The 20,187-nt window shown below is 71.2% G+C and carries 18 protein-coding genes, 1 tRNA gene and 2 pseudogenes; 6 read left to right on the top strand and 15 right to left on the bottom strand.

From position 1 onward, the window contains the following. The first annotated feature begins 5 nt into the window (after positions 1-5). Positions 6-2,021, top strand: a complete 2,016-nt coding sequence (gene pknB / locus P3H78_RS20575; RefSeq protein ID WP_276110531.1) for a Stk1 family PASTA domain-containing Ser/Thr kinase — start codon at positions 6-8, stop codon at positions 2,019-2,021. A 91-nt stretch (positions 2,022-2,112) separates the two neighbouring features. On the opposite strand, the gene P3H78_RS20570 is transcribed toward pknB, so the two are convergent. The 5 genes and pseudogenes from P3H78_RS20570 to P3H78_RS20545 all read right to left on the bottom strand — a co-directional run bounded on the left by P3H78_RS20570 (position 2,113) and on the right by P3H78_RS20545 (position 6,119). Continuing rightward, the gene (locus tag P3H78_RS20570) at positions 2,113-2,886 is read right to left on the bottom strand and encodes a class E sortase (RefSeq protein ID WP_438827999.1); all 774 of its coding nucleotides are present in this window, start codon (positions 2,884-2,886) and stop codon (positions 2,113-2,115) included. A gap of 14 nt (positions 2,887-2,900) precedes the next feature. Continuing rightward, on the bottom strand, positions 2,901-4,208 hold the full coding sequence (locus tag P3H78_RS20565; protein WP_276110530.1) for a class E sortase: 1,308 nt from the start codon (positions 4,206-4,208) through the stop codon (positions 2,901-2,903). Further along, positions 4,205-4,843, bottom strand: coding sequence for an aminodeoxychorismate/anthranilate synthase component II (locus P3H78_RS20560; RefSeq protein WP_276110529.1), 639 nt, complete (start codon positions 4,841-4,843; stop codon positions 4,205-4,207). Before P3H78_RS20560 ends, P3H78_RS20565 begins: the two co-directional genes overlap by 4 nt. Next, positions 4,840-5,048 (bottom strand): annotated as a pseudogene (locus tag P3H78_RS20555) (hypothetical protein). Before P3H78_RS20555 ends, P3H78_RS20560 begins: the two are co-directional and overlap by 4 nt. A 288-nt stretch (positions 5,049-5,336) precedes the next feature. After that, positions 5,337-6,119, bottom strand: a complete 783-nt coding sequence (locus tag P3H78_RS20545; protein WP_276110528.1) for a DUF881 domain-containing protein — start codon at positions 6,117-6,119, stop codon at positions 5,337-5,339. 141 nt (positions 6,120-6,260) lie between these two features. On the opposite strand from P3H78_RS20545, the gene crgA reads away from it, so the two are divergent. Next, on the top strand, positions 6,261-6,515 hold the full coding sequence (crgA, locus tag P3H78_RS20540) for a cell division protein CrgA (protein WP_276110527.1): 255 nt from the start codon (positions 6,261-6,263) through the stop codon (positions 6,513-6,515). Positions 6,516-6,785: 270 nt separating this feature from the next. Here the strand turns inward: crgA and P3H78_RS20535 are convergent, their stop codons facing one another. After that, on the bottom strand, positions 6,786-7,694 hold the full coding sequence (locus tag P3H78_RS20535; RefSeq protein WP_276110526.1) for a rhomboid family intramembrane serine protease: 909 nt from the start codon (positions 7,692-7,694) through the stop codon (positions 6,786-6,788). 214 nt (positions 7,695-7,908) lie between these two features. Further along, entirely contained in the window at positions 7,909-8,442 is a 534-nt protein-coding gene (locus P3H78_RS20530) for a peptidylprolyl isomerase (protein WP_276110525.1), read from the bottom strand. 392 nt (positions 8,443-8,834) lie between these two features. Between P3H78_RS20530 and P3H78_RS20525 the strand changes: the two genes are divergently transcribed. After that, positions 8,835-9,557 (top strand): DUF5324 family protein, encoded by a 723-nt coding sequence (locus P3H78_RS20525; RefSeq protein WP_276110524.1) that lies wholly within the window; start codon positions 8,835-8,837, stop codon positions 9,555-9,557. A gap of 208 nt (positions 9,558-9,765) precedes the next feature. Here P3H78_RS20525 and P3H78_RS20520 read toward each other — a convergent pair. Continuing rightward, a tRNA-Ala gene (locus P3H78_RS20520) sits at positions 9,766-9,838 on the bottom strand. 180 nt (positions 9,839-10,018) lie between these two features. Here P3H78_RS20520 and P3H78_RS20515 point away from each other — a divergent pair. Both P3H78_RS20515 and P3H78_RS20510 read left to right on the top strand, forming a co-directional pair. After that, on the top strand, positions 10,019-10,567 hold the full coding sequence (locus tag P3H78_RS20515; protein WP_276110523.1) for a helix-turn-helix domain-containing protein: 549 nt from the start codon (positions 10,019-10,021) through the stop codon (positions 10,565-10,567). 126 nt (positions 10,568-10,693) lie between these two features. Beyond that, positions 10,694-12,850 carry a serine/threonine-protein kinase gene (locus P3H78_RS20510; protein ID WP_276110522.1) on the top strand — a complete coding sequence of 719 codons (2,157 nt, stop codon included), beginning with the start codon at positions 10,694-10,696 and terminating at the stop codon, positions 12,848-12,850. A gap of 25 nt (positions 12,851-12,875) precedes the next feature. On the opposite strand, the gene P3H78_RS20505 is transcribed toward P3H78_RS20510, so the two are convergent. Beyond that, positions 12,876-14,120 carry a hypothetical protein gene (locus tag P3H78_RS20505; RefSeq protein ID WP_313884415.1) on the bottom strand — a complete coding sequence of 415 codons (1,245 nt, stop codon included), beginning with the start codon at positions 14,118-14,120 and terminating at the stop codon, positions 12,876-12,878. 313 nt (positions 14,121-14,433) lie between these two features. Continuing rightward, positions 14,434-14,562, bottom strand: coding sequence for a DLW-39 family protein (locus tag P3H78_RS20500; protein WP_003999697.1), 129 nt, complete (start codon positions 14,560-14,562; stop codon positions 14,434-14,436). Positions 14,563-14,900: 338 nt separating this feature from the next. Here P3H78_RS20500 and P3H78_RS20495 point away from each other — a divergent pair, with 338 nt between their 5' ends. Continuing rightward, on the top strand, positions 14,901-15,266 hold the full coding sequence (locus tag P3H78_RS20495) for a DUF6344 domain-containing protein (RefSeq protein WP_276110520.1): 366 nt from the start codon (positions 14,901-14,903) through the stop codon (positions 15,264-15,266). Between the two features lie 251 nt (positions 15,267-15,517). Here P3H78_RS20495 and P3H78_RS20490 read toward each other — a convergent pair whose 3' ends face one another. The 5 genes and pseudogenes from P3H78_RS20490 to P3H78_RS20470 form a co-directional block, all read right to left on the bottom strand. After that, on the bottom strand, positions 15,518-15,724 hold the full coding sequence (locus P3H78_RS20490; protein WP_276110519.1) for a hypothetical protein: 207 nt from the start codon (positions 15,722-15,724) through the stop codon (positions 15,518-15,520). A gap of 852 nt (positions 15,725-16,576) precedes the next feature. Then, entirely contained in the window at positions 16,577-17,089 is a 513-nt protein-coding gene (locus P3H78_RS20485) for a hypothetical protein (protein WP_276110518.1), read from the bottom strand. Positions 17,090-17,151: 62 nt separating this feature from the next. Next, positions 17,152-18,144, bottom strand: a pseudogene (locus P3H78_RS20480) (IS481 family transposase); the annotation flags it as partial. A 101-nt stretch (positions 18,145-18,245) separates the two neighbouring features. Further along, positions 18,246-18,743 carry a hypothetical protein gene (locus P3H78_RS20475; protein WP_276110517.1) on the bottom strand — a complete coding sequence of 166 codons (498 nt, stop codon included), beginning with the start codon at positions 18,741-18,743 and terminating at the stop codon, positions 18,246-18,248. A gap of 80 nt (positions 18,744-18,823) precedes the next feature. Beyond that, a complete protein-coding gene (locus P3H78_RS20470) occupies positions 18,824-20,149 on the bottom strand; it encodes a hypothetical protein (protein ID WP_276110516.1) in 1,326 nt (441 codons plus the stop codon). Between the last annotated feature and the right edge of the window lie 38 nt (positions 20,150-20,187).

Genomic DNA, 20,187 nt, shown 5'->3' with positions numbered 1-20,187 from the left:
TAGCTATGGAAGAGCCGCGTCGCCTCGGCGGCCGGTACGAGCTGGGCCACGTGCTCGGCCGTGGTGGCATGGCGGAGGTCTACCTCGCGCACGACACCCGGCTCGGCCGCGCGGTGGCGGTGAAGACACTGCGCGTGGACCTCGCGCGTGATCCGTCCTTCCAGGCCCGGTTCCGCCGGGAGGCCCAGTCGGCCGCCTCGCTCAACCATCCCGCGATCGTCGCGGTCTACGACACGGGCGAGGACTACATCGACGGGGTCTCGATCCCGTACATCGTCATGGAGTACGTGGAGGGCTCGACACTGCGCGAGCTGCTGCACTCCGGGCGCAAGCTTCTGCCCGAGCGGGCCATGGAAATGACCATCGGCATCCTCCAGGGCCTGGAGTACGCCCACCGCAACGGCATCGTGCACCGGGACATCAAGCCGGCGAACGTCATGCTGACGCGCAACGGCCAGGTCAAGGTGATGGACTTCGGCATCGCCCGCGCCATGGGCGACTCCGGCATGACCATGACGCAGACGGCGGCCGTCATCGGCACGGCGCAGTACCTGTCCCCGGAGCAGGCCAAGGGTGAGCAGGTCGACGCCCGCTCGGACCTGTACTCGACGGGCTGCCTGCTCTACGAGCTGCTGACGGTCCGGCCGCCCTTCGTCGGCGACTCCCCGGTCGCCGTCGCCTACCAGCACGTCCGGGAGGAGCCGCAGTCACCGAGCGTCTTCGACCCCGAGATCACGCCCGAGATGGACGCGATCGTGCTGAAGGCGCTGGTGAAGGACCCGGACTACCGCTACCAGTCCGCCGACGAGATGCGCGCCGACATCGAGGCCTGCCTCGACGGCCAGCCCGTGGGCGCCACGGCAGCGATGAGCGCGGTCGGCTACGGCGGCTACAGGGACGACCAGGCCACCACGGCGCTGCGCTCGGACGCGGGCCCCGCGGGCGCCACGACGATGCTGCCGCCCATGAACCCGGACGACGGCGGCTACGGCTACGAGGACCGCCCCGACCGGCGTCGCCAGCAGAAGAAGTCCAACACGTCGACGATCCTCCTGGTCGTCGCGGGTGTGCTGGTCCTGATCGGCGCCATCCTGATCGGCAACTACGCCTTCAGCGGCGGCGTGGGCAATGACCAGGTCACCGTGCCGAACTTCGTCGACCAGACCCGGCAGGACTCCCGCACCATGGCGGACAACGTCGGTCTGAAACTGAGCTTCACGCCCAAGACCTGCGACAACGAGCCCAAGGGCAAGGTCTGCTCGCAGGACCCGGACAAGAACACCAAGGTCAAGAAGGGCACCGTCGTCAACCTCGTGGTGTCGACGGGTGCGCCGAAGGTGGCCGTGCCCAGCGTGGTCGGGCTCAGCCTCGACGACGCCAAGGCGAAGCTCCAGGGCAACGACTACCAGTTCAAGGTCGAGACCAAGTTCCGGGAGTCCAGCGAGACCCCGAACAGCGTCCTGGAGCAGGACCCGGTGAACGGCAAGGAGATCCAGAAGGGCTCCACGGTCACCCTCGTCGTCGCCAAGGCGGCCGAGAAGGCCACCGTCCCGGACGTCACCGGCCAGAGCTGCGACGCCGCGAAGCAGCAGATGCAGGGCAGCAACCTCACCGGCAACTGCACCGAGGTCGACACCAGCGACCCCAACCAGGTCGGCAAGGTCATCCAGACCTCCCCGGCGGCGGGCACGCAGGCCGACAAGGGCTCGACGGTGACCATCCAGATCGGCAAGCAGGCCCAGCAGCCGCAGAAGACGCCGGTCCCGAACGTCGTCGGCCAGACCGTGGGGCAGGCCAAGCAGACCCTGGCCGCGGCCGGCTTCACCAACATCCAGTTCGCGGGCGGCCAGGACCCGGGCGACGGCGCCCTCGTCATCAAGCAGGACCCGAACGCGAACCAGCAGGTCGACAACCCGGGCGGCACGCCCGTCACCCTCACCGCCTTCGGCGGCGGAGGTGGCCCGGGAGGCAACAACGGCGGTCCCGGAGGCGGGAACGGCAACGGCGGCATCTTCGGCTGACGCCCCGCCCGGCCCCACGGCCCGCACGCACGAGGCCCCGGTCCCCCTCCCGGTGAGGGGGACCGGGGCCTCGTCGTGGTCCTGCCGGGGCCTAGCGCAGTTCCCGCGGCGGTGTCCGGGACGCGTCCACCTTCACCGTGCGGACCAGCTCGCCCCAGACCACGTAGCGGAAGCGGCTCGTGTAGACCGGGGTGCAGGTGGTCAGGGTGATGTAGTGGCCGGGCTTCCGCACGCCCGACTCCCTGGGGACGGCCGACAGCACGCCGACGTCGTACTTCGAGGTCTCGGGCAGGATCGCGTAGACCTTGTAGACATACCAGGTGTCACGGGTCTCGAAGACGACCGGATCACCCTGGTGCACCTTGTCGATGTTGTGGAACTTCGCGCCGTGGCCGTCGCGGTGCGCGGCCAGGGCGAAGTTGCCGTCCTTGCCGGTCATCGGCAGGGCCGCCTTGACGGGGTCCTGGTAGTAGCCGGCCACGCCGTCGTCGAGGACGCCGGTGGAGGTGCCCTTGCGGACCAGGACCACCCCGTTCTTCATCGACGGCACGTGCAGGAAGCCGATGCCCTCCCCGGTGTCCAGCGCGCCGGGCCCGCGGGGGGCGGAGTGGGCCCAGTCGTCGCGGACCTTGTCCCCCTGCCGGTCCGCCTTCCGGTCGGCGAGGACGTTGGTCCACCACAGGGAGTAGACGACGAAGAGGCCGAGGACCAGCCCGGTCGTGATGAGGAGTTCGCCGAAGACGCTGACCGCGAAGGCCAGCCGGCCGCGGCGGCGGGGTGCGGGCTCCGGGCCGGGGCCGGACGCGTCACCGCGTCCGTCGCCGCCGTCGGTGTGCCCCGCGGTGTCGTCGGTGGTCGCTGCCACTGTGCATCTGCCCTTTAACTGACGAGCGCATCCGGCTTGCCCTTGCTGCGCGGCCGTTCCTCGACCATCCTGCCCCAGACGATCAGCCGGTACTTGCTGGTGAACTCGGGGGTGCAGGTGGTCAGCGTGATGTAGCGGCCGGGCCCGGTGAAGCCGGACCCCTGGGGCACCGGGTCCAGCACGCTGGTGTTGGAGGGCGACGTCACCGGCAGCATCGACGCCATCTTGTAGACGTAGTAGGTGTCCTGCGTCTCCACCACGATCGGGTCGCCCGGGGTGAGCCGGTTGATGTAGCGGAAGGGCTCGCCGTGCGTGTTGCGGTGCCCGGCGAGCCCGAAGTTGCCCGCCTTCGCGTCGGGCATCGCGGTGTTCAGGTCGCCCTTGCCGTAGTGCCCGACCATGCCCTTGTCGAGGACCCGCGTCTTGCTGGTGCCCTCGGCGATCGGCACCACGACGTCCAGCTTGGGGATGTGCAGGATGGCGAAGCCCTGCCCCGGCTCGAAGCTCCCCGGGTTCCGCTTGCCGCTCGCCCAGTCGTCCTGGAGCTGGTGCGCCTCGCTGCCGGCCTCGGCGTGCGCCCGGATGTTGGTCCACCACAGCTGGTAGGTGACGAACAGCAGCATCACCACACCGGTGGTGATGAACACCTCGCCGACGACCCGGCTGGCGAGCACGCCCGGACCCGGCTTGAGGGCACGTGCCCGGCGCCGCGCCTCGACCCGGGACACCGGCGCCGGCGCCGCGCCCGCCGGCTTGTCCTCCTGCGCCGCCGCCCCGGCCGGGCCGCCGTGGCGCCCACGACGGCCCTTGGTCGCCTTTCTGCGGGCCGCACGGCCGCCCGGCGCGGCTCCGGCGGCTCCGGCACGGGAAGCGGCGCGAGAGGCCACCCGGGAGCCCGTGGCGCCGCTCATGGGCTCCTCGGGCACCCGGAGCGCCATCGTCTCGTCGTCGGCCGGCGGGAGGTACGCCGTGGCGTCCCCGGGCTCCTGCTCGCCGTAGGCCCCCTGCGCCGGGATCGCCCCGGCCGCGGGATGCGTCGGTTGCTGCTGCGGGTACGTCCCGTACGGCTCCTGGGAGGCCTGCCGCCCGTACGGCTCCTGCGGCGGGTGCCCGCCGTGCGTCCCGTGCGCGTCCTGCTGCCCCGGTACCGGGTACGCGCCCTGCGGTTCCTGCGACGCCTGTGCCCGGTACGGGTCCTGCGCCGCGTAGGGATCGTGCGGCGGGCCCGGCACCGTGTTCTGCCACCCCCCGAACGCGCCCGACTCCCCGTACGACGGCCCGTACGAGGTGTCGGTCTCGCGCTCGGGGCGCAGCGCGGTCACGCCGTGGCCCTGCCCACCACCGGGGCCAGCCCCGCCGACCTCGCCACGGCGCCCTGGTCGCCGCACTCCGCCAGCCAGTTGGCCAGCATCCGGTGCCCGTACTCGGTGAGGACCGACTCGGGATGGAACTGCACGCCCTCGACGGGGAGCTCGCGGTGCCGCAGGCCCATGATGATGCCGTCGTGGGTGCGCGCGGTGACCTCCAGCTCGGCCGGCACCGTGCCCGGCTCGGCCGCCAGGGAGTGGTAGCGGGTCGCGGTGAAGGGCGAGGGCAGGCCCGCGAACACGCCGCGGCCCTCGTGCTCGACCGGCGAGGTCTTGCCGTGCAGCAGCTCCGGCGCCCGGTCCACGACCCCGCCGTACGCCACCTGCATCGACTGCATGCCCAGGCAGACGCCGAAGACCGGGACCCCGGTGGCGGCGCAGTGGCGGACCATGTCGACGCAGACGCCGGCCTGCTCGGGGGCGCCGGGCCCGGGCGAGAGCAGCACGCCGTCGAACCCGTCCTGGGCGTGGGACGTCGAGACCTCGTCGTTGCGCAGCACCTCGCACTCGGCGCCCAGCTGGTACAGGTACTGGACCAGGTTGAAGACGAAGCTGTCGTAGTTGTCGACGACGAGAATCCGCGCGCTCACTGGTGGTCCACCGTCACATCGTTGAAGGGAAGCAGCGGTTCGGCCCAGGGAAAGACGTACTGGAACAGCACGTAGACCACGGCCAGGGCCAGGACCAGCGAGATCAGCGCCCTCACCCATGCGTTCCCCGGCAGATGCCGCCAGATCCAGCCGTACATGCCGTCCCTTCCGTCTCCCACGGCACCTGAATCACGCCGTACGCCACCAGACTAACGGCGCGACGCCCCCGGTTTCCCGGCCTCCAGCGGCTGCTCGGAGTCCGGACGGGCCCGGAGGCGCACACCCGGACGTACGTGGCTCAGGGTCGATCACCTCAACGTCCCGGGGAGCGGTTTTGTGGCGCCCTTTGTCGATCCGATACGCGAACCGGGGAACGGGTGACCGCAGGCCGCGACGTCACCCGAACGCATCTCCGGGAAGGTGGATGTTCCACGTGAAACCGAGCCAGTGCCCGGGGGCGGCGGGTCCGGGGCGGCGGCCGGGGCCGGCCGGTCTACGGGACGGGCTTGGCGTAGTGCAGGTCCACGGTGCCGGAGTAGCCGGGGAGCGTGGCCGTCCCGTCCTCGGTGACCCTCCAGCCGAGGCCGTAGACGTTGACGTAGACCATGTAGTTCTGGATCGCCGGGGAGTCCGCGAGGGTCTGCTGGAGGCGGCTCGGGTCACCGATGGCGGTGATCCTGTAGGGCGGCGAGTAGACGCGGCCCTGGAGGATCAGGGTGTTGCCCACGCAGCGCACCGCGCTGGTGGAGATCAGCCGCTGGTCCATGACCTTGATGCCTTGGGCGCCCCCCTTCCACAGCGCGTTGACCACGGCCTGCAGGTCCTGCTGGTGGATGACCAGGTAGTCGGGCTGCGGCTCGGGGTAGCCGGGGAGCTTGGCGGTGGCGTTCGGCGGGGCGTCGTTGAGCGTGACCGTGACCGCCCGGCCCGTGACCGGTTGGGTGCCCGCGCTCCTCTCCAGCCCGCTGAGCTTGTCGTCCTGGGCCCGGCTGCTGCCGTCGTCGCGCTCGGCGAAGGACTCGACGTCGTTGCGCAGGGCGGCGTTGGACTCGTCCAGGCCCTTGTTCTTGCGGCTGCGCTCCTGGATCAGGTCGGACAGCTTCAGCAGCGAGGTGTCCGTGCGGATGTTGGTGCCCTTGGCCGTGTTGAAACTCGTGACGAAGATCAGCCCGGCGAGCGCGAAGACGGCCACAGTGAGAAAGCGCACCGGCCGCGGACGGCGGCGGTCGCGCTCGGGGGTGGAATCCGTCCCCGGGGAGTCGGCAGAATTGCTCAACGTACCCTTATCTCCTTCGACGCCGCGGAAGCACTACGCTAACGGACGCCCGGGGGAGTACTCAGAGTCCCCTTGTACGCTGCCCCGGAGCCGCCCCAGTTCCCTGCGCGGCCACGCAGCGCATCGACAGGAGAGACCCTCGTGCCGAAGTCACGTATCCGCAAGAAGGCCGACTTCACGCCGCCGCCGGCGAAGCAGGCTGCGAACATCAAGCTGGACAGCCGCGGCTGGGTCGCGCCCGTCATGCTGGCCATGTTCCTCATCGGTCTGGCCTGGATCGTCGTCTTCTACGTGACCAGCGGCTCGCTGCCCATCGACGCCCTGGACAACTGGAACATCGTCGTGGGCTTCGGCTTCATCGCCGCCGGCTTCGCCGTGTCCACCCAGTGGAAGTAGACCCGTCGTCCGGGTGAACCCAGCTCTCCCCAGGGCTATCCAGTGAGTTATCCACAGCCCGGCAACTATTTCCACAAACCCCTGGGGAAAAGAACGACGATCTGTGGATAACCAGTCCGCCATTGACACCGGTACGACTGTCGGACCACCATCGGGACGCATCAGTGCCCCCTGCCTGACCTGCAGAAACTCATCTGGGCGACAGGGGGCACATCTGTACCCGCACGCTATGCACAAGATCCGCCACCCGTTGTGGACAACGGTTCGGTCTCAGCCGATCTGAGCGGTCCTGACCAGCATCATCACCACGACGACCAGCAGCACCACCGCGCACGTGCCGTACTGCACGAGGGCGCGCTTCTCCCGTGGGGCGTGGACCATCGCGTAGCCCACCACGATCCCGGCGACGAGCCCGCCGATGTGGGCCTGCCAGGCGATGTTCCCCCAGCCGAAGGTGAAGATCAGGTTGATCACCAGCAGCGCGATGATCGGCCGCAGGTCGTAGTTCAGCCGGCGCATCAGCACCGCGGTCGCCCCGAAGAGCCCGAAGATCGCGCCCGAGGCGCCGAGCGACGCCTGGCTCGGGGAGGCCAGCAGATAGGTGAGCGCGCCGCCCGCCAGGCCCGAGACGAAGTAGAGCGCCAGATAGCGCGCCCGGCCGAGGGCCGCCTCCAGCGGGCCGCCGAGCCACCACAGACTCAGCATGTTGAAGCCGATGTGCCACACCGCCTGGTGCGCGAACATCGAGGTCACCAGGCGGTACCACTCGCCCTGTGCGACACCGGACTGCGCCGTGTACGGAGGCGGGGGCCACGATCCGATGAGCACCAGGTGGTCGAGCAGCCCGGAGTCGATCTGGACCGCGATGAACACCGCGAGGTTGATCCCGATCAGGATCTTGGTGACCAGCCGGGGGTCGGAGGTCAGGGTGCCGCCCGCGAGCGTGCGGGGGCGGCTCGCGGCGGGGGTGTGGCCCGTGCCCGAGCCGCTGCGGACGCAGTCCGTGCACTGGAAGCCCACGGAGGCGTCGACCATGCACTCCGGGCAGATCGGCCGGTCGCAGCGGGTGCAGCGGATGCCGGTCTCGCGGTCCGGGTGCCGGTAGCAGGTGGGCAGGTCCTGGGCGGGCTGACGGCCCTGGTCCGCCGGGCCCTGCGGGCTGCCTGGTGCCTGGTCCATGGGGTCCTCTCGACTCGTCGGGGGCGGAGTGCCGCGGTCCGCCGCGGCAACGCACCGCCCCGCTCATCCTTACGGACGAGCGGGGCGAATGGTTCCCTCGCGCGGCCGCCCGCAGGCACCGCACAGCGGTGCGTCCGCACGGCGGCAGGTTCGGGCGTCCGGGCGTCCGGGCGGTCCCCGGTCCTCGCGGACGCGTGCCCCGCCCGGCTCCCGCTCAGCCCTTGCGGGTCTCGACGACGACCGACTCGATGACGACGTCGTCCAGCGGCCGGTCGGTGCGCGGGTTGGTCGGCGCCGCCGCGATCGCGTCGACGACCTTCCGGCCGGCCGGGTCGACGACCTCGCCGAAGATGGTGTGCTTGCGGTTCAGCCAGGCCGTCGGGGAGACCGTGACGAAGAACTGCGAGCCGTTGGTGCCCGGGCCGGCGTTGGCCATGGCCAGCAGGTAGGGCCTGTCGAAGGCGAGGTCGGGGTGGAACTCGTCCTCGAACTGGTAGCCGGGGCCCCCGGTGCCGTTGCCCAGCGGGTCACCGCCCTGGATCATGAAACCGCTGATCACCCGGTGGAAGACCGTGCCGTCGTAGAGCTTCGCCATGGACTTCTCGCCGGTCGCGGGGTTGGTCCACTCACGCTCGCCGCGGGCGAGCTCGACGAAGTTCCGGACCGTCCGGGGGGCGTGGTTCGGCAGCAGCCGGACTTCGATGTCACCGACGTTGGTCTTCAGGGTGGCGTAGAGGTGCTCTGCCACGATCTGCCTTCCGTTGACGTGCTGGGGTCCCCGATCCTCGCACGGCGCGCCCCCCGCGTCGCCCGTCGACCGCTTACGGGGGCACTTCTGCCGGAACCGCTTGCGAAATCCGCGTCGCCCCTCCCGGAGACGGAGCACCGCGCGGCGATCCGTGGCATTGTCGACGGCAAGCTCTCGTTGACCACACTTTCGCCCCTTATGACACCCGATCGTCTCCGGCACCCGCGCGCCTTCCTCCCGGCCCAGGCCGGGAGAGGGAGAGTCACGGGGGTACCCGGGTGGCACCCGTGACCCGGATGCCCGTCGTCACATGCCTCCGGGCACGCCGACAGGCATGATCCGTAAAAGGGTGGAAAGTCGAATTACCGTACGCCACCGAGGAGGAGGAACCCGTGACCCGCATCGACAGCGTGCGCGCCGCGACCGGCTCGGCGAAGGACAGCGTGCTGCACGCCGCGGACGTGGTGGCGCCCTACGCCGACACAGCCATGGACCGGGCCGCGCACTACGCAAACGAGGCCCGCGTCCGGCTCGCACCCAAGGTGTCGCTGGCCGCCGACCAGGCCCGGGTCCAGTACGACGCCCTCGTCGCACCCCGGCTGGAGCAGGCGCGCACGCAGGCACTGGCCCATGTCCCGCCCAAGGTCGACCAGGCCGCACACGAAGCGGCCGCCCGCACCCGCAAGGCCGCCCGGCAGGCCGCCGAGTACTCACGTCCACGCATCGAGCAGGCGGTGGCCGCGGCCACACCCGTCGCCGACGAGGCGGCCGCCCGCAGCGCCGCCGCGGCCGGTGCCGCGGTGGCCGCGCTGCGCGGCCGGCTCACCGCCGACGAGCTGCGCAAGCTGGCCCGCAAGCACGACCGGCGGGCCCGCGCCGGCCGCGCAGCGAAGGTGCTCGTGGTGCTGGGCGTCGTCGCGGGCGGCGCGTTCGCGGCCTGGAAGTGGTGGGACAAGCAGGCCAACCCGGACTGGCTGGTCGAGCCGCCCGCGGCGACCGAGGTGCCCGAGTCCGGCCGGCTGACCTCCGTGGACGGCAGCGGCCAGTCCGTACTCGACCCCGAGGTCGAGGCCAAGGAGGCCGAGGAGGGCGTGGACCGCGACGACCGCGGCTGACCCGCCCACCGCCGTACCCGCCTCCCCCGGCGGCCCCACGGCACGGCTCCCCCCGCGCTCCGCTCCCCGCGGAGCCGGGGGAGCTTCTCGTGCCGTGCTCGCCGGGACCGCCGCCACGCAGGCCGGCACCGGCGCCGCACGCGTCGGCCTCCGCATGCAGAAAACCCCTCCGCCCTGCTTTTCCGCAGGTCGGAGGGGTTTCTTGCTGTGGAGCCTAGGGGAGTCGAACCCCTGACATCTGCCATGCAAAGACAGCGCTCTACCAACTGAGCTAAGGCCCCTGGAAGGAGCATCCGGCCGGAGAAACCACGTCCCGGTCGGGTGCCGCAGACCAGAGTACCGGGTCACCCCCCACATCTCGCAAAAGGATTGGACTCCCCGTGGCCGACCACGCTCCGTAAGATGCTCCGCGTGGTTCGCTACCGCGAACCGCGTTCCAGGGGAAGCGATGGGGAGACGCAATGGACGCCGCACAGCAGGAAGCCACCGCCAGAGCGCGGGAACTGCAGCGGAACTGGTACGGGGAGCCGCTGGGGGCGCTCTTCCGCAAGCTGATAGACGACCTCGGGCTCAACCAGGCCCGGCTGGCGGGAGTCCTGGGACTCTCCGCGCCGATGCTCTCGCAGCTGATGAGCGGCCAGCGCGCGAAGATCGGCAACCCGGCGGTCGTCCAGCGGGTCCAACTCCTGCAGGAACTGGCCGGGCAGGTGGCGGACGGCAGCGTGAGCGCCGCCGAGGCCACCGACCGCATGGACGAGATCAAGAGGTCGCAGGGGGGCTCGGTGCTCAACAACACCACGCACACGACGACCAGTTCGGGTGCACCCACGGTCAAGCGGGTGGTCCGCGAGATCCAGTCGCTGCTGCGTTCCGTCGCGGCCGCCGGGGACATCATCGACGCGGCGGACACGCTCTCCGCCACCCACCCCGAACTGGCCGACTTCCTCCGTGTGTACGGGGCCGGCCGCACCTCCGACGCCGTCGCGCACTACCAGTCCCACCAGAGCTGACGTCCCACGACCCGGGCGGCGCACGGGGGTTCGGCAGCCGGTCCGGCCGCGCGGTGGGCGGCACACGCGGGCAGCGCAGCGGGACGCCCGGAGGGGCGACCGCAGGGGGAGGAGCGACGCACGGCCATGGGTGAGGTCTTCGCCGGACGGTACGAACTGGTCGACCCGATCGGGCGCGGCGGCGCCGGCGCGGTGTGGCGCGCCTGGGACCACCGCCGCCGCCGGTACGTGGCCGCCAAGGTCCTGCAGCAGCGCGACGCGCACTCCCTGCTGCGCTTCGTCCGCGAACAGGCGCTGCGGATCGACCATCCGCACGTGCTCGCACCGGCGAGCTGGGCCGCGGACGACGACAAGGTCCTGTTCACCATGGACCTGGTGGCGGGCGGCTCGCTGGTCCACCTCGTCGGCGACTACGGCCCGCTGCCCCCGCCGTTCGTGTGCACCCTGCTCGACCAGTTGCTCTCCGGGCTGGCCGCGGTGCACGCGGAGGACGTCGTGCACCGCGACGTCAAACCGGCGAACGTGCTGCTGGAGGCAACCGGGACGGGACGGCCGAGACTGCGCCTGTCCGACTTCGGCATCGCCATGCGGCTGGGGGAGCCCCGGCTGACCGAGGCCGACCTGGTGGTGGGGACGCCCGGCTACCTGGCGCCCGAGCAGATGAGGGGAGCCGAACCCGACTTCCCCGCCGACCTGTTCGCGGTCGGTCTGGTCGCCCTGTACCTGCTGCAGGGCGCCCGGCCGGACGCCAAGGCGCTCGTGGAGTTCTTCGCCGAGCACGGGACGCCGGGTGCCCCGCAGGGTGTCCCGGAGCCGTTGTGGCAGGTCGTGGCCGCGCTGCTGCAACCGGATCCGCTCGCCCGCTTCCGCACGGCCACCGGGGCGCGCAAGGCGCTCGCCGCGGCCGCCGAGCTCCTCCCCGAGCCCGGCCCCGACGACGAGCTGATCGAGGTCTTCGACCAACTCGGCCCGCTGCCACCGGGATTCGCCGCCGAGGGCCCGCTGCACCACAGCCCCCACGTGGCGCGCACGCACACAGCGGGGCGCGTCCCGCGGGCGGGGGACGCCGAGGGGACGGCCGCCGCCGGGGAACCGGACGGCGGAGACACCGACGGCGCGGTCGCCGCCGGGGACGTCTCCGGACCCGGTCCCGCCGACCCCCGGTCCGCCGAGTCCGCGCGGCACGGCGCCGTACCGCCGGGGGCTCCGCCGTCGGGTCGTCCGGTGCCGCCGGGGGCCGTCCCGCCGGTCGGTCCCGGGGCGCCGGGGGCCGTGTCCCTCGAGGCAGCGGGCCGAGGGTCCGGGTCCGGGCAGCCGGGGGTCCGTCACGGCGGCGCGGACCGGTCCGGGCCGGAAGGAGCCGCACCCCCTGCTGAGCCCGGCTCCCCCGGGCGGCGCCCCGACCCACGGACGTCCACCGACGCCCCGGGCCGGGCCACCGGCCTCGGTCCACAAGCACGCGACGGCTCCCGGCCGCACGCGGTCGGCACGCAGCCCTCCGCCGGGCCGCGGTCCGCCACGGGGACGCAGTCCTCGGCCGGAGCAGGGCCCACCGCTGAGGCCGGGTCCACAGCCGGAACGCAGTCCTCCGCCGGGCCGCGGTCCTCCGCCGACGCGGGGGCCGCGCATGCGGCGGGGCCCACCGCCGAGGGGCACCCCTCCCCTGGATCGGCCCCCTCGGCCGGGACTCGGCCTCCCACCGGCACGGACTCCTCGACCGGGACTCAGCCTCCCCCCGGGGCGGGGCCCGCCACCGGACCGCAGGCCCGCCCCCACCCGCTTCCCCTCCCACCCGCCGAGGGCTCGCCCCATCCGCCGTCCGCGGCCCCCGCCCGGCCCGCCTCCATGTCGGACACCGGAAGCTTCCCGGTCCCGCCCCCCACGACGACCGGCAGGCCGGCCCACTCCCCCCGCCCGGACACCGGCACCCCTCCCACCTCACCCGGGGCCGTGGGCCACTTCGGCCCCAACTCCCCCTCCCAGCACGCCTCCCCGTCCGACCCGACCCACGTCCTGCCCGCCTCCCGGCAGCACACGACCCCGTACCCGCCCCCGGCCGCCGCGGCGCAGCGTCCCGACCCGGCCACGGCGTCGTACACCAGCGAGGTCCCGCAGACCCCGCCCCCGGCGTCGTCCCCGGTTCCCGCGCCGGCGCGCGGCGCCTCCCGGCACCGGGCCGCACGCCCCGGCCGGCCCGGGCCCCCCGCGAAGGCCGCGGTCCCCCTGCTGCTGCTCGCCCTGGTCTGCTACGCCGTCGGGTTCTGGGCCCTGGCCCACCTGTGAGCGGACCGGCCCGTGGACGTCGCTCCTACCAGGCACCGGCCCGGCGCCGGGCGGTCACCGTCCACACCCCGAGGACCAGCAGGACGACCGTGCCCGCGCCGATCCCGCCGACGGCCAGTGCGCGCAGGGCGGCGCCACCGGCCGTCCCGTCCGGCGAGGCCGCCGCGCGGTCCCGGTCGGTGACCTCGAAGAGACCGCCCGGCTCCGACCGCCCCGCGTACCCGGGCCCGGACGAGGCCGCGCCCGCCGTGCGGACGCGCAGGGTCAGCCCGAAGGGACCGTCCCCGAACTCCGCGGCGGTCTGCGCCGAGAGGTGCACCACCAGGTAGTACGGTCCGGCGAACCGCATCGCCTTCACCTGGTCCGCGAATCCGTACCGGTTGGCGTAGGCGACGGGCGGCAGGGGTTCGAGGGCCGCCTCGGTCTGCCGTCCGGTGTAGCCTGCGGTGCCCTCCGTCGCGTAGCCCCGCACGGGGTTGTAGAGGGACAGGGTCAGCGCACCCGTCACATAGCCGCTTCCGGCACCCGAACTTCCCAGCTCCGCCGTGGTGTTCAGTTGCTGTCCCCAGTCGACGGGCACCCGGTAGAAGAGGGTCTGGCCGGGCCTGATGCGGTCCCGCCAGACCCCCGGTCCGACCGGGCTCGCCCCGGCGAAGCCCGCGCCGCCGTGCCGGTCCACGACCGGGCCGGTGACGGGTGCGGGGGACGCCGAGTCCCAGGTCCCGGGCGCCCGGGTCGCCCCCGTACGCCGCAGCGGGGGCTCCGACGCCACCCCCAGTTCCAGGGGCCAGGTGCCCGGCGACGAGTCCTGGGCGTCGACGCGTTCGACGACGACGTAGTAGGTGCCGGCGCCCCGGCACAGCGTGCCGCCGGGGGCGACCTCGCGGGCGCCCCACGCGGCGATCGGATGCGGGCTGCGGCTCGCCCCGAAACGGGTGGCCTGGAAGGAGCAGGAGGTGCCGCCGGCGTCCTGCACGGAGATCCGCAGGCCGTCCGTGGCGGCCACCGAGGCGCCCGCCGGGGGGACCGCCGTGGCGGAGACGTACGCGGTCGAGGTGGCGTCGAGGTCGAGGCGGTAGTACAGCCTGCCATGGCGGGGCAGGGCGCTGCGGTACGTGGAGCCGGGCTCGAGCCGCGCGGCGTCCGTGGTCGAGGCCGCGCCGGTGACGGAGGGGGAGCCGTCGGCCCAGGCGTAGCCGCCGGGGGAGGCGTCGGCGGCGGACGGCCCGGGCAGCAGCGCCACCAGGCTCAGCACCGCCGCGGCCCCCACGGCCGCCCGCCCGGCACCGCGGACCCGGCGGGCACCCCGCGCGCGGAGGGAGCCGCTCCCCGCCCCCGTCCGCCGCCCCGCCGCCGTATGCCCCACCATGCCGCGCCACCCCTCGTCGCCGCTCCGGACCCCGCCCATCCTGCCCCGGGTGCCGCTGCGCCATCCGCGTAATCCGTACGCCCGTCCGAAACGCCCGGCTCACGGACGCCGGGCGCTACCCCGGGTGCGCGGCCTCCGCAACACGAGGCCCCGGACAGCACAAAACCCCGACCGCTACGGCGGTCGGGGCCTGTTCGGTATCGGGTGTGGGTGCTCAGGAACCCGTGGGCACGGAGTCGGTCGCCTCCGTCCACAGATCCTGCTCGGCGCGATCCGCCTGGATCTGGCGGTACACGAGGAGCCCGCCGATGGCGGCCAGTGCGACCAGGAGAAGCTTCTTCACCGCGCGACCTCGTCTTTCGTTGACGTAGGGGACCTCTGGCGCCCGACTATACACACCGACCGATATCGATCGGTGACCTGTGTCCGCCATCAACTGCCGCCCCCGGAAACGCAGTAGGAACGGATCACATCGCTCCGATCGGAGGGTGATCACACCCCCACGGACAGTGATATTTGGCCGCATTCGCCCCCGGTTCGAAGCTTTTCTCCACTCCTGCGTCCATCCGAGTGGTGTTCATCCGAAGATCGCGGCGCCACGAGCGTCGGTCCACCACTTCGCGGTCCCGATACACATCATGAGGAAAGTACGCAAATCGCCCAACCCGAAAGTGAGGGGTTATGGACCAGAACAAGGTCATGAAGCTGTGGACCGCCATCGTCACCGCCTTCCTCGCCCTGTGCACCGCGCTGGGGATCGCCAGCACCACCACCGCCGCCACGACGGCCGCTGCGGCACCGCAGCCCCGGCCCAAGACGGCGCCGAAGAGCACCGCGAACATCCCGGCGCAGACGACGCCACTCCGGTCCCGGGTCAATGCCAGGTCCCTGCCCCCCACGATCAAGCAACGCATCCGGGCCGAGGCCCACGGCAGGACACCCACCTGCCGCCACCGCCAGCTCGACGAAGCGGCAGCCCTCGCGACGGACCCCGACTGCGCCCCGGCCGAACCGCCGGCCCGGCCGACCATCCCCCTCCAGCGCTGACAGGGCCGGCACCGCACCCGGTGCCCCATCCGCATCCCTGACGTAACGGCGAGATTTGCGTACCGCTCCGCACGTCACACCGAAGATCCCCGGTCGCACCGACCGGGGATCTTCCCGTATGCCCGGCCGCACACGGGCGAGGCCCCCGGCCGGAAGGGCCGGGGGCCTCGCGCACGCCGGTCGGGGACCACCCGTGAGAGCCGTGGAGGGGACCACGCCGGGAGGCCGCACCGACCGGTGCAGTCCATGGATCAGAACGCGACGTTGAAACCCGCGCCGTGGACCTGGCCGACGGAACCCAGAACCTCGTTCTGGACCGCGCCGATCTGGGCGGTGACGTCCGAGCTGCTGAGCGCCAGGGGGCCGACGTAGCCGCCGACCTCAGGGCTCAGGCCACCGGAGACGGCGTCGAGGTCGGCCTCGGAGAGGGCGGCGGTGTGGATCTGCTGAGCGGACATGATGTTTCCCTTCGCACGACGTTCGGGCGAGCGGCGCCGCTGGGGGACGAAAGGCGGGCGCCACCACCGCAGGCGGGCGACGCCCCCCGTCGGGACGCTCGCACGAACCCCCGCGGCGCAAGGGATCAAAGCACGGAGCGCACCCACCCTCCAATCAACCGCCTTGCCGTCCGGCGCAGTTGGTGAAGCGCGACCTCTCATCGGTGCAGAACCGCACACACCACGGGGTCAGCTTCTCCACATGTTGCGCGACACTCCGACACGACGGGTCTTGCCGACGAGATCCGGAACAAGACGTTCCGCACCAAAGGAACACCCCACGACGCCCTCCCTGGCCGAACACACCCCCCTCTTACCGGCTTGCGCACGCCGTGTGCAGATTCCCCGGAAGCCACCCCACCGCGCGTATCGGCAACACAGAGCTACAGGAAGACCGCACAGCGCGCACGGCACCGGACTCCGCAGCCGGCCCGCACCAGCCTGCATCGGGCCGTCGTGCGGGCCGTGTGGGACGGGATCACCGACCGGCCGCTCGCGGGCCTGTGAGCGGCGGGTCGCCTGCGCAACCCCGCAGAAACGGCCGACGGGGCCACGACGGTCGATGCCACCCATGAACGCCGAAGACCCCCAGCCGTAATCGACTGGGGGTCTTCGTACTGGTGGGGCTCACAGGATTTGAACCTGTGGCCTCATCCTTATCAGCACGGGTCGGAGACCGACTGATACAGGTCTTTTTGCAAGTCAGAGCCAGTATGCCGGACATACAAGTGATCGTTTGTTCTGGGAGGCGAATTCACTTGAGTGCACAGAACAGGGCGGCCGCGGTCGCCGACGGTGGCGCGGCCGATGACCTCACAGCTTGCCGAAGACGACTCCCCGCCAGATCCAGCCGGACTTGAGGACGGTGTCGCGCAGCGGCTCACGCATCTGGGTGCTGTCGAAAGTGAAGGTCTCCGTCGCCGCAAGGCGACCGTCAGCATTACGCCCGACGGTCCACCGACGACTGACCGTCCGGCTCGGCCCACGCGAGTACTGCGCCGTCACCTGAAGTCGTGCCGGACTTCCCACCCGGCTCAGCTCCCTCTGCTCCTCAAGCGCACGCACCTCGCGCACCTCAGGATCCAGGCGCATCCGGATCCGCACGGCATGACTGATCTCGGACCGGACGAAGACCTGCTGCCAGGCGGGCTCCGTCAACCGCCACTCCGCCACCAGGTCGCACTGCTCCCCGGCGCTGTAGCGGACGACGTACGGAACCTCGGGCTGGTTGAGGCCGAGCAGAGTCGCCCGCAGCTCCTCCCGCGGGACCGGCGACACCCCTTCTGCCGGATGCCGCGTGCCAGTCAGCTTGTCGAAGAGTCCCATGGGGCCAACCTACGAAGGACGGGTCCGGCGGCACAAGATTCGCCGAGTCCACAGAAGCGCTGGGTGTATTGACCCGCAGCGTTGTTCACACGGCTGATCGGTGGCTGTCCGCCGAGTGCGGTGTGGCAGCGGTGGTGGTTGTAGGCGTGGAGGAAGTCTGCCAGGGCGGCGGTGCGTTGGGTGTTGTTGGTGTAGGGCCGTAGGTAGGCCCATTCGTCGAGCAGGGTGCGGTGGAAGCGTTCGACCTTGCCGTTGGTCTGCGGCCGGTAGGGCCGGGTGCGCTTGTGGGCGATCCCGGCCGCTGCCAGGACATCGCGCCAGTCGTGGGAGCGCTAGCAGGAGCCGTTGTCGGTCAGCACCCGCTCGACGGTGATCCCGGCCTGGGCGAAGAAGGCGTGGGCCCTTTGCCAGAAGCCGGTGGCCGTCTCCTTCTTCTCGTCGGTGAGGATCTCGCTGTAGGCGAGGCGGGAGTGGTCGTCGACAGCGGTGTGCAGGTAGCTGTAGCCGAGGTTGGGGCGGCCGTGGACGGTGCGGGGCCGGGCTGCGTCGCGGTGCGCGGAGCTGTTCCGGACCCCCTGTGCCCTGCCGTGGGCCTTGTGTCCGCCGCCGTCGGGGATGTTGCCCAGCTTCTTGATGTCGACGTGGATCAGCTCGCCGGGCCGGTCGCGTTCGTGGCGGCGGATGACACGGCCCGTGGGCCGGTCCAGGTGGGCCAGCCGGTTAAGGCCGTGCCGGGTCAGGAGCCGGTGGGTGGTCGAGGCGGGCAGGCCCAGGATGGGACCGATGCGGGCCGGGCCAAGCTTGCGGGCCTGCCGCAGCCGGCAGACGCCGGCCTCCACGGCCGCAGGGGTGCGGTGCGGTGTTGTTCGGGGTTGGCTGGAGCGGTCGACAAGGCCAGCCTCGCCTTCGGCTCGCCAGCGGCGGATCCACTTGTGGGCTGTGGGGCGGGAGATGCCCATCTCGGCGGCTACATGAGCGACCGGGCGGCCGGCGCGGACACGTTCGACCAGCAGCCGCCTGCCGTGAACGGTCAGCCGGGCATTACGGTGGGACACGAAGACCTCCGTGCGGTGCAGCCCTAGACAGCTTCACCACACCGGAGGTCTTCGCCATGATCAAGCCCGGTCAGTGTCAACAACGCTCGTGGTCAATACAGCTAAGGCGTCGCGCCCTCGCTCGGGCGGATGGTGCGCACCAAATTCCGGAAATCGTCGAGCAGGCCGGGATGCTGCGATGTGGTGGAGGTGAGCGTCAGACGGATCACGACCCGCCTGCGCGGATCGTCGACATCGACCATGGAGATGTACACCTGTGACTGAACGAGGTCATGACGGTTTCCACCGACGACTATGGAGAGGGCCAGCGTCTGTGTGAGACCAGGCGCATCTGCGGAACCGGTCTCGCGGCGGTCAATGACCATGTGTGACGTGACGGACCCTCCCAGGTGAGCCACCGACTCGTCAGCAATCTCGGGCAGCGTGACCGTGTCAGGCCGATATGCGCCATCAATGGTGATGTTGGCGGTGAAGCCGGCGTCCGCCGGCGGATGGACCGCGACAAACGCTGCACCGGGTGCCCCTACTTCATCCGGAGGCGCGGATTGCCAGCCTCGTGGTACGTCGAAGTAGATCGGGATCGGCAGGGCCGTCGGCATCGTGAGGTTTCCTTCCTCCGAAGACGCATTCGGGGCGGTAGGCCAGCTGAACGCTGGTTCAGAGTACGGTGCTGTTCGAGTCAGAACACACTGGTGACCGCGTGCCCGAACGAACTCGCCCCATGGCCCAAGGCATCGGCCAGCTCTCCTGCCGTGTGAGCAACCTTCTCCGGGTCGACGCTGAAATCGAAGCCGAGTTCGCCACCGAGGGCGGGGGACAGACCCACCTTGGTGTTGAAATCCCAGACGCCTTCGTTGTTCTTTTCATAGCCCCAGCTCGCCTCGGCACCGGGGCCGACCCAACCCTCGGCTGAGAAGCCCGCCGAGATTCCTCCAACGTCCGCGCCGACCTCACCGCCGCCCTTGGCTCCCGCGAAGGCCTCGCCACTCACATGCACGCCCTCTTTATCAACCGTCGCGTCGGCTTTAGCGTCGCTGCCCACTGTTCCCTCGATCTTGCCGGAAACACCGACCGGACCGACATCGGCACCACCTCCGGCCGAACCTTCAGCTCCAGCAAAGACGCTCGCATCTCCGTTCGCGCCATCTTTGGAAAAACTGCCACTGGCAGAGCCCTTGGCGCCCGCGTAGGCCTCAGCCTTCCTGTCCAGTTTCCACGCCCCCCTGGTGAAGGAGCCCTCGGTGCTCGCGCTTCCCAGGTCGGCATGCGCCTCCACCTCGCCGAGATTGCCGGATCCGAAGTCCGGCGCCTCCGCGTCCGCTCCAACATCGGGGCCGGACGTCTCGGTCTTGCCCTTGTACTTCCACCCATCGAGCCTGGTCTGGGCCGCCTCGCGCTTGGCCTCCGCCTCATAGGTCTTGATCTCACCATGAGCGTGGCTGTTGAAGCCGGTGAGCGTGCCGTCCCTCTCGTCGGAGTCGATCACCACCCGAGTGAGGGCATTCTCGACTTCAGCATCGGTGTCACTCATGTCCTTCACGAGCCGATCGATCTCCGCCTGCCAGGAGGCGACAGCCTTGCCCACAGAGTGCTGGAAGTCGGGATCGTGGTGCAGGGCGTTGCGCTCGCCCTCGCTCAGCTTGGTGGTGTCGTAGGAGACCACGCCTCCTTCCGAGACCGCCATGCCCGCCTTGATGGCGTCCTTCCGGGCAGATTCCAAATTTCTGCGAAGATTCACGAAGTCCGTGTGCGCCTCACGCAGCAGTGAGGCCACCCCCCTGGCCTCCACCTGCGCAGCCTGGAACTGCTTCAGCGTGACGTTGAACCGTCCGCTCGCCGCGTCCGCGCTCAAGCCTGACCAGCCAGGACCCAGGGTGATTCCGTGGACGTCTCGCCGGTACGCGGTCTCCTGCTTGTGAAACTCCTTCGCCATCCCGTCCCAGTGGTCTGCGGCAGTCGTGAGCGCAGAAAGGTCGGTCGTCAGGATCTCGTGGAACGTCGGCATTGGTCCCCCGTGGTCATTGCTAGATGTCTGCGAGCCAC

This window comes from Streptomyces tropicalis, from assembly GCF_029269835.1.
GTDB classification, from domain to species: Bacteria; Actinomycetota; Actinomycetes; order Streptomycetales; family Streptomycetaceae; genus Streptomyces; species Streptomyces tropicalis.
The sequence above is the reverse complement of the archived record's forward strand: the minus strand, read 5'-3'. Positions and strand labels throughout refer to the sequence as shown.